The organism is Methanoculleus sp. UBA291 (assembly GCF_002499755.1).
GTDB classification, from domain to species: Archaea; Halobacteriota; Methanomicrobia; order Methanomicrobiales; family Methanoculleaceae; genus Methanoculleus; species Methanoculleus palmolei.
In genome coordinates this window covers 35,156-43,470 of record NZ_DANC01000018.1, presented here as the reverse complement: position 1 = coordinate 43,470, position 8,315 = coordinate 35,156, and the positions used below count along the sequence as shown (strand labels likewise).

7 protein-coding genes are annotated in these 8,315 nt (G+C 59.2%); all 7 read right to left on the bottom strand.

Translation table 11 applies throughout. The features are described 5' to 3' along the window. On the bottom strand, positions 1-1,211 hold a 1,211-nt coding region (mcrB, locus tag BP737_RS03950), incomplete at its 3' end, for a coenzyme-B sulfoethylthiotransferase subunit beta (protein ID WP_342685947.1). A gap of 363 nt (positions 1,212-1,574) precedes the next feature. After that, positions 1,575-2,381, bottom strand: coding sequence for a formylmethanofuran dehydrogenase subunit C (locus tag BP737_RS03945; RefSeq protein WP_292409100.1), 807 nt, complete (start codon positions 2,379-2,381; stop codon positions 1,575-1,577). 12 nt (positions 2,382-2,393) lie between these two features. Continuing rightward, positions 2,394-4,100 carry a formylmethanofuran dehydrogenase subunit A gene (locus tag BP737_RS03940; RefSeq protein ID WP_292409103.1) on the bottom strand — a complete coding sequence of 569 codons (1,707 nt, stop codon included), beginning with the start codon at positions 4,098-4,100 and terminating at the stop codon, positions 2,394-2,396. Between the two features lie 4 nt (positions 4,101-4,104). Further along, positions 4,105-5,418 carry a formylmethanofuran dehydrogenase subunit B gene (locus tag BP737_RS03935; protein WP_292409105.1) on the bottom strand — a complete coding sequence of 438 codons (1,314 nt, stop codon included), beginning with the start codon at positions 5,416-5,418 and terminating at the stop codon, positions 4,105-4,107. Then, the gene (locus tag BP737_RS03930; protein WP_292409107.1) at positions 5,415-5,816 is read right to left on the bottom strand and encodes a molybdopterin dinucleotide binding domain-containing protein; all 402 of its coding nucleotides are present in this window, start codon (positions 5,814-5,816) and stop codon (positions 5,415-5,417) included. The genes BP737_RS03935 and BP737_RS03930 overlap by 4 nt, the downstream gene beginning before the upstream one ends. Before the next feature lie 40 nt (positions 5,817-5,856). Further along, a complete protein-coding gene (locus tag BP737_RS03925) occupies positions 5,857-6,282 on the bottom strand; it encodes a hydrogenase iron-sulfur subunit (protein WP_292409109.1) in 426 nt (141 codons plus the stop codon). Further along, entirely contained in the window at positions 6,283-8,304 is a 2,022-nt protein-coding gene (locus BP737_RS03920; RefSeq protein WP_292409111.1) for a CoB--CoM heterodisulfide reductase iron-sulfur subunit A family protein, read from the bottom strand. Positions 8,305-8,315 lie beyond the last annotated feature (11 nt).

The following is an 8,315-nucleotide window of genomic DNA, read 5'->3' as shown; positions in this document are numbered from 1 at the left end:
AACATCTGGGTTCCGGCGTCGAGTGCAGCAGCGGCGACCACGCACGGGATGGCCACACCGGCGGCGTGGCGGGTCACGACGTGGTTGCCGTTGAAGATACCGGGGCCGCCGCCGCCGTAGATCGAGTGGCTGAAGAACGAGAACCCGACGGCGGTACCCATGACACGGCCGTAGTCGCAGCCGGGGAGCCCGGTCTCGTGCTCAAGCAGGTCGTTGAAGTACAGGAGCGTCGAGGAGACCGCCTGGGCGAACCGTCCGGCACCGCAGTTGACCATGGTGGCCGCCATGGTTCCCGCAGCAGCGTAGGCGTTCCAGAGCATGGGGTCCTTCGTGTCGTAGAACTGGAAGTAGCCGCTCTTCTTCCCCGGGGCGATGACCCGATCGTCGATGGCCCGCTCGACAAGACTCTGGACGACGGTACCGATGGTTCCGGTTGCCCCGTTCTTCTTGACGAGGTCGTAGACCAGGTTGTTCGCGTTCAGGCCCTGGTAGGCGTAGGCGAGCAGCTGGGCGCGCTCGAACGGTCCGATGGCGTTACCCATCTCAAACATTCCTGCCTGCTCAAAGGTGGACGCAAGTGCGGCACCCTGCATCGCGTTCCTGCCGGTCATCATAACGGTGTGGTTGACCGGGATGTTCCGGAGCGCGTAGCCGAGACCTTCGTTGTTCTGGGGGATCGACAGGATGGATGTGACGTTGGCGCCGGAGAGGTCCATCGTGTGCGGGTAGGAACCCCAGACTGCCGACTTGACCATCGGTGCGTCGAACGCTCCGATGTTGAACTGCTCGACAATCGCGTAGGTTGTCGCGGCTGCGACCGAGGTGATCGCTGCATCGTAGGTGGCCGCGGCCTCGAGGCGGGTGCTGGGAGCCTCGACGAGGATGAGTTTACCGCCGTTGAATTCGCGGATCTGGGTGTCGTCACCCTCTTCGACCTGGACCATCTCCTTGATCTTGGCGATGATGGCGTCTTTGTTGCCGACGATATCCAGGTTCATCTCGCGGCCGAGAACGTTCCCCTTTGCTACCTTTCCGGTCTTCAGGCCATCCTGGATCCCGTTGAGGTTGACTGCGACCGTCCTCTTGGTGAGGTCGATGAGTTTCCGGGTCGCCGGGTTGACCAGCGGGCTGATCTTCTCGAGCGGCACGCCGCTCTTCAACTGCTTGCCTGCATCATCGTACAGGTCAATAGTTTCCTTGTATTTTGCCATAATTTTCCTCCATTACCCTCTTTAAGTGCATACAATCGGGAACTGTGAACTGAACGCTAAAAGCATCGCTGACTGTGGCTGCTGGTGACTACTGCACGTCCTCGTGGGACAAAAAGATAGTAACCTTCTCTGACGATATAAGCATTGCTATTTATGTCTCCACTAAAATATATCCCATGCGTGAAATATTAACGATCCATTGAATAATGGCCGATTAGACAGAATAGCGTATATATTGTGCCCCTTTTTTGGGTGATATGAAACCCCCTCTACGGTAACACGTCGTGCTACATTTTTAAAACATCTCGCATCAACTCTACGATTTTCAGACTATTTCGTGGACGTGATAGAAAAAAAAGGTATTCAGGCCTGGATCTGCTGGTATAATTTGCCGTAGATCGTCTGGCCTTTCCTCTTTCGGTGGCGCTCCCCAAGGTCGCCCTCATAGAGGGCAAACCGCCCTTTGGTGCCGTCCACCTCGAGATCGACATCTTCGCGGTATGCAAACCCGGGCATCATGCGATCGATGCTGCCGAAGACGTAGATCTCCCCCTCCACCATCTGGCCGCCGAGCCTGCTCTTTGCATTGCCTTTGACGACGATCCTGCCTCCCTCGGCATGCGTGGCAACGTGAACGTCGACATCGCCGCCGACGACGATCTCCCCGCCGTTCATGAACGTGCCGATATCGCTCCCGGCATTGCCCATGACGGTGATCTTGCCGCCCTGCATGCCGCGCCAGTCGCCACGGTATGCCGCACCGAGGTAGTTTCCCGCGTTGCCCTTGATGACAATCTCGCCGCCCTTCATACCGGTTCCGGCAAAGGCGTCGACATTTCCGTTCACGGTGATCTTGCCGCCCTGCATCCAGGCGCCGACATACATATCGGCGTCGCCGTTCACAACGACTTCGCCGTCGGTCATCTTCATGCCGATATACTTGACCCGGGAGAGGTCGCCGTTAACGACGATCTTCGTCTCGGCCGGGGTTGCCCCGGTCCGGCCGGCGACCTCAAAGAAGTCTCCGAGCCGGTGCGGTTCCTTCCCTATGTATACAGGGAGGTCGACAATCTCTTCCGTCTTCTTCCCGGCGAACGTATCGGGGCTGATGGTGTCGGCCTCGAGGTACAGTTCGGGCTGGTTCTTTATGGTGAGTGTAACTGTTTCCATCCTTCCTGCACCTCACTGTGTGGCATCAACCTCAATCACGTACGGGTTTTGGAGATAGTGCCCGGTAACTTCGTAGTTGTTCAGGGTGACGGTATAGTAGCGGAGGAACTTCTCCTTGACATCCCGCATCACCTGCGGGTTCTCGTTGACGTGAGCGTTCACCCAGAGGGTCCGCTTGTTGCCGTTCGAGACGATCTCGCCGTCGTTGATGATCTGGACACCCGACTTGAAGAGGCACCTCGCATTCGAGAACGCCTTCTCGATATCGTCGGGCGCGTAAGGCTTGTTCGGGTTGAAGTCAAAGACGGCGACATCCGCTTCGAGACCGGGGGCAAGCCCGCCGTACATGTGCGAAAGGCCGAGCGCTTTCGCCGGTCCTGCGCGGGTCATCTGCGCGATCTCGTAGAGGTCGAGTTCGCGGTCGATGCCGGCAAGGTTGGTCGCATCGATGACCTTGTCCCGGTACTTAAGCGCGTCGAACTGCTGCTTGCGCGCTTCAGTGCTCATGAGCCACTTCATGATCCGCGGGTAGCGGAAGAACGGTCCGGCGTTCGGGTGGTCGGTGGTCAGGAAAACCCGCATGGGATCCTTTGCAAGCAGGGCGAGTTCAAGGCCGATGGCCCACTGGATACCGCAGACCTTGATGTTCGGGCTGTAGATGTACGGGACGACACCGGACCCCGTCTCGAGTTCCACGTCGGCGTTTGCCCACTTTAAGTGGTTCAACTCGGTGAGGTGGTGCTCGAACGGTCCGTCGGCGGTCATGGTCGTGGTCTCGTCGAGCGTCACCTGACCCATGTCGATGGTGATGTTGTCGTGAGAGTTCACGTAGTCCATGATCTCCTTTGCTCTTGAGTCCACATTCGCCCAGGAGTCCCCGCCGTAGGAGTGGAACTGGACGTGGGTGTGGTGCATCACCTGGTCGCGGCCGAACCTGCTGTTCGGCTTGAGGCCTTCGGAGAGCTTGAACGTATCGAGAGTCGTCGTATAGTTGCCGGGGTTTCCGAGATTGTTCGTGTGAACGTGCATCGAGTGCGGGAGACCGAGGTACTCGTTCGCCTCGATGAGCCCCTTGACGATCTCTGCCGGGGTGATGTCGAAGTAGGGGACCGGGTCGTGAATGTTCTCACAGTTCAGGCCCCATGCCCAGGCTTCGGTGCCGCCGGGGTTGACGACCTTGACCGCGTAGCCCTTCGTGGCCCGCAGGAGCCAGGCAATGTAGGCCGCGGTATTCTCGATCTCGTGGTTCTTCAGATACTCGAGCACGAACCAGTTGTTTCCGAAGACCGGATAGGCGCCCTGATCGAGGATCGGCGTGTCCCGCATCTCCTCGTGGGTGTGCCGGGCGTAGAGCGGCGGCATGGCCGCTTCCATCACCGTGGTGTAGCCCATGTGGGCGTACGTGTAGCCGGTCCGGATCGTTGTCGGGACCGAGAACCCACCCTGCATCCGCTCGATGCCGTGTCCGGGCTTGTAGCCAAAGAGTTTATCTTCCGGGCGGAAGTTCCGGCCCATATTCACCTTCGGGCCGGCAACATGAGCGTGAATATCGACACCGCCGGCCATGACGGTCTTACCTGTGGCGTCGACGACCTTCGGGTTTTTAACCGCATCGGCTTCGACGATCTTGCCGTCCTTGATGGCGATATCGGTTGCATCTCCCCTGATCCCGAGGACCGGGTCGAAGACGAAGCCGTTCTTGATGAGATATTCTGCCATCGTTTTACACCCCCTTAATCTCCTTGACGCGTGCGAGGACACGCCCGAGGAACTCTTCGTCGGTCATCATCCCCTCCGGGGGTTCGACGACCTTTCTCGTCTCAATCGGCACGTTGTCCATCCGATATGCGCATCCGCCCACCTCGACGCCCACGAAGGCGACCGGGACATGGACCTTGCAGACCTCGGTGGTCGGGGTCTCATGCGGGTCGATGGCGATCGAGGGGAGGCCGTAAATCTTCTTCACCGAACTGAACGGGAAGTGCGCGCCGGGATCGCTTCCGAGGACGAAGATGGCATCCACTTCGTTCCTGCGGAGCAGGTCGTTGGAGGTTGTCTCACCGGGGTTGTACCGCGCGAATCCGCGGGAGAGGTCCACCGCGAAGGGGAACCCGAACTGCCAGCCCCAGACCTGGCCGGAGCCGGTGACGTTGTAGTGCCCGCGCATCGGCATGATGGCGGCTTTCGTGTACTCGTTCAAGTCACGGGTGAGCGCGATGGCCGCATCGATGTTGTGGTTCTTTCCAAGCGACTGCGTCACGCCCATACCGAAGAAGATGATCGCAAAGCGGCCGCTCTTGAGTGTCTCGGCAACCTCGTTGATCCTGTTTTTCGGTATTCCGGCGACGACGTCGGGGAGTTCCCCGCCCTTGAGCGCCACACGGAGTGCGTCGAGGAGTTCGTAGTCTTCTCCCTGCTCGATCTGCAGGTGGATATCCGCCATCTTGGCGGTGTCGGTGACACGCGGGTCGACGACGATCATCTTCCTGCCCGCATGACCCTTGCCGGTGAAGAATCCCCGGGGGAAGATAGAATATCGGGACATGTGTCTCGGATGGGCGTGTGCCGGATTGCAGCCCCAGAAGAGGATGCGGTCGGCCCGGTTCTTGACCTCCCCAAGCGTGCAGCTCGGGATACCGATATCCTGAACCGCGATAAGGGATGTTCCATGGCAGACGGTCGCGGTGTTGTCCATGACCGCTCCGACAAGTTCACCGATCTCGGACCCGAGAGACTGGGCCTCACAGTTTGTGGAGCTCCAGCCGTACATCAGGGGCTTCTTTGCTTCGGTAAGCATCCGGGCGGTGTAGTCGACTGCCTCCTCGTAGGAGATCTCCTTCCAGGACCCATCCTCCTGTCGCATACGGGGGTGGGTGATGCGGTCTTTTGCCTGAGAGTGGAGGAACTTTTCGGCGCCGATGGCGCATGCGTTGTATACGTCGTGAAGTTCCTTTCCGTCATCGCTGACGACGACCTCGAGGTCGTCGCAAAGTGTCCCGCAGAACGGGCAGACTACGTCGGTTACCGTCTTTGTCATGCTAGTTCACCCCTGCATGCCTTACGCACCAGTTCCAGTGAGCTGAGAACCGGTTCGTTCTTGGCGACTTCTACCTTGACGGGGGTACCCTTGAATGTGGGCATCCCCGTTGAGTAGGTGTTCGGGTTGACTATCATGTTTGCCCACGGACCCATCGGTATATATGCTACACCGGGATGGGGACCCTGGGTTGCCTCGACCGCCTTGACGACGACGCTTCCGTAGTTGCTGGTGACACGTACGTTCGTGTTGCGGAAAGCTCCCAGCTTCTTAAAGTCCGCCGGGTCCAGTTCAATAATCCCGCAGGCGTCGGTGTAGGCGGGTTTTTCCTTCCCCGCCTCCATCGACACCCCCTGCTGGATGGTGCGACCCGTGATCAGATTTACATTGATTGCCATTGTTATTCATCCCCTGTCTATTATTATTGTTTTATTATATTTACTTGGCAAATTCTTTAAGCGGGCTTGGACCAAGCTCGTGGATGGTCTTGACGACGTCCGTCATGACCGTGCCCCATTTTGCACCTTCCGATGCGGAGACGAAGGTCATTCTGAGACGCTTGTCGTCAAGACCGATGTTCTTGAGGACACTCTTCAAGAGGAACATCCTCTTTGCAGCCTTGAAGTTGCCCTCAAGATAGTGGCAGTCACCGAAGTGACACCCGGAGACCAGCACGCCGTCCGCCCCGTCCTGGAAGGCCTTCAGGATGAAGAGGGGGTCGATCCGTCCCGTGCACATCACGCGGATGGAACGGATGTCTGGCGGGTACTGGATACGAGCGCCGCCGGCAAGGTCTGCGCCTGCGTAGGAACACCAGTTGCAGATGATGGCGATAATCTTTGGTTTCCAGTTCTCATCAGCCATTTACTCTTCACCTCCGAGGAGGAATGCATCGATCTGCGCCACGATTTGCGGTGTTGCGAAGTGCTGCATCCAGATTGCACCCCCGGGGCAGAACCCGCCGCAGGTTCCGCAACCCTTGCACTTGGCTTCCGTGACCTGCATGACCGTGCGGCCGTTCTTCTCGACGAGCGAGAGGGCGCTGTAGGGGCACTGATTGACACAGAGTCCGCATCCTGCGCACTTCTCCTCGATACACTGGGCGAAGTAGGGCTCGAGCTCCACCTGTCCTCTGTGGATCGGGATGGATGCCGCGGATGCCGCACCCTCTGCCTGAGCGACCGTGTCGGGAATATCCTTGGGTCCCTGGCAGACGCCGGCAAGGTAGACGCCGGCAGTGGTGGTGCCGCATGGGTTCAGCTTCGGGTGAGCCTCAAGGAGCCAGCCGTCCTGCGAACAGGATACCCCGAAGAGTCTCCGGGTCTTTTCGGTCTCGGCGGTAGGCTGGATGGCGGCTGCGAGCACGACCATGTCGACTTCCATGTCGACAGGCCGCCCGAGGAGGGTGTCTTCTGCGTTGACGTGGAGGTTCTTGGTCACCGGGTCTTCGGTGATGCTTGCAACCCGGCCGCGGATGAACTTTGCACCCTCGTTCTGGATACGGTAGTAGAATTCCTCGTACTGCTTGCCGAAGGACCGGATATCCATGTAGAAGATGTACGGCACCGCGCCGGGGATCTTCTCGATGATCTGGTGGGCATGCTTGAGCGAGTACATGCAGCAGAACCGCGAGCAGTAAGGCTTGCCGACGCCGGTCGAGTCACGGGACCCCGCGCAGAGGACAAACGCGACCCTCTTCGGGGTTTCGCCGTCGCTCGGGCGGACGAGATGGCCGCCGGTCGGGCCGGATGCACAGATCAGCCGCTCGAACTCAAGACTCGTGATGACGTTGTCGTAGTTCTTGTAACCCCACTCAAGTTTCTTCTCGATGGGGAAGATGTCGTAGCCCAGGGCGAGGATAATGGTGCCGATCTTGACGGTCATGAATTCGTCCGTTGCCTCGAGGTCGACCGCCTTCTTATCGCCGCATGACTCGACGCAGAGACCGCACTTGACACAGGCGTCGAAGTCGACGGTGTAGATCAGCGGGGAGACCTGCGGGTGGTAGATGTAGATCGCCTTTCTCGGCGCCATGCCGAGCTCGAACGGGTTCGGCTTGATGACGGGGCAGACGTTCGCACAGTCGCCGCAGCCGGTGCAGCCGCCGCCGACGATGCCGCGGGCTTCTGCCTCTTTCGGGGTGAGGACACCGCGTGCCTTCTTCCGGAGGGTCACGTCGAAGTTGCCGATGTATCCCTCGACCGCCTCGACCTCGGTGTAGGTGAGGAGTTCGATGGTCTCGTTCCGGTAGACGTCCACCATCTTCGGGGTCAGGATACACTGCGAGCAGTCCAGCGTCGGGAAAGTCTTGTCGAGCTGGGACATCCTGCCGCCGATCGTGGGGCTCTTCTCCACGAGGTAGGTCTTGATCCCGGCGTTCGCAAGGTCGAGCGCTGCCTGCATGCCGCCGACACCGCCGCCGACGACCATCGCGGTCTTCTCCACGGGGACGCTCTTCGGGACGAGGTCCTCGAGGAGGGATGCCTTTGCTACGGCGATCCTGACTGCGTCCTTAGCCTTTGCGGTAGCCTCCTCCGGCTGGTGCATGTGCACCCATGAGTTCTGCTCGCGGATGTTCGCCATCTCGAACCGGAAGGGGTTCAAGCCGCCTGTCTTGGTTGCGTTACGGAACGTGGGCTCATGCAGACGGGGTGAACATGCCGCAACGACGATACCGGTAAGGTTCTGCTCCTTGATGGCCTCCGCGATCTTGTTCTGGCCGGGGGTCGAGCACATGTACTGGTAGTCATCGGCGACGATGACGTTCGGGAGTGTCTTGGCGTACTCCTTTACCGCTTCGACGTCGATGGAGCCCGCAATGTTGGTACCACAGTGGCACACAAAAACGCCAATTCTTGGCTCTTCGTTCTTCTTGACTTCTGCCATGTCTTTGCACC

What these genes read in the sequence shown, in the direction of transcription:
- BP737_RS03935 (WP_292409105.1), bottom strand. Translation starts at nt 5,418, where the DNA reads ATGACAAAGACGGTAACCGACGTAGTCTGCCCGTTCTGCGGGACACTT.
- BP737_RS03945 (WP_292409100.1), bottom strand. Translation starts at nt 2,381, where the DNA reads ATGGAAACAGTTACACTCACCATAAAGAACCAGCCCGAACTGTACCTC.
- BP737_RS03940 (WP_292409103.1), bottom strand. Translation starts at nt 4,100, where the DNA reads ATGGCAGAATATCTCATCAAGAACGGCTTCGTCTTCGACCCGGTCCTC.
- BP737_RS03925 (WP_292409109.1), bottom strand. Translation starts at nt 6,282, where the DNA reads ATGGCTGATGAGAACTGGAAACCAAAGATTATCGCCATCATCTGCAAC.
- BP737_RS03920 (WP_292409111.1), bottom strand. Translation starts at nt 8,304, where the DNA reads ATGGCAGAAGTCAAGAAGAACGAAGAGCCAAGAATTGGCGTTTTTGTG.
- BP737_RS03930 (WP_292409107.1), bottom strand. Translation starts at nt 5,816, where the DNA reads ATGGCAATCAATGTAAATCTGATCACGGGTCGCACCATCCAGCAGGGG.